The 479-nt window shown below is 58.0% G+C and carries 2 pseudogenes; one reads left to right on the top strand and one right to left on the bottom strand.

Features of this window, described 5'->3' with window-relative positions:
* A pseudogene (locus ENZ74_RS35595) lies at positions 1–172 on the bottom strand (thiolase domain-containing protein); the annotation flags it as partial.
* A gap of 164 nt (positions 173–336) precedes the next feature.
* On the opposite strand from ENZ74_RS35595, the pseudogene ENZ74_RS33995 reads away from it, so the two are divergent.
* Positions 337–479 (top strand): annotated as a pseudogene (locus ENZ74_RS33995) (transcriptional regulator BetI); the annotation flags it as partial.

The raw sequence follows: 479 nt of genomic DNA, 5'->3' as shown, positions 1-479 counted from the left end.
GCGCCGAAAAACCGGCGTTGAAGTGGCCGAGCACGATCTCGTCGACCTCGTCGGGACCGATGCCGGCATGGTCGAGCGCGTCCGTTGCCACCTTGACGATGAGGTTTTCGAGCGTTTCGCCCTCAAGCTTGCCGAAGCGCGAATGCGTCCATCCGACGATGCATGCGGTCATGGCGGTCTCCATCCTTGGCGCCGGCCTGGCATGTCGGCTCACGGCGCATTTCGCATCTATTGTTCAAAGATAAACAATCGTGCCGGTTTCGTGAAGGGCTGGAGGCGTACAATCGCTTGGTACAGCCGAGATCGCGGCCGATTTTTTTGTTGATTGACGCGTCAATAAAAAATAATCCTGTTCTCTCAAAGGATCATGGCGAGATGCCGAAAATCGGAATGGAACCGCTGCGCCGCAAGGCGCTGATCGACGCGACGATCTCGGCGATCGGCGAGCGCGGTTCGCTCGACGTGACCATGTCCGAGAT

It is taken from the genome of Mesorhizobium sp. M7A.F.Ca.CA.002.15.2.1 (assembly GCF_003998715.1).
GTDB lineage: Bacteria > Pseudomonadota > Alphaproteobacteria > Rhizobiales > Rhizobiaceae > Mesorhizobium > Mesorhizobium ciceri.
Note: the sequence above shows the minus strand (reverse complement) of the source record. Positions and strands in the feature narration are given on the sequence as shown.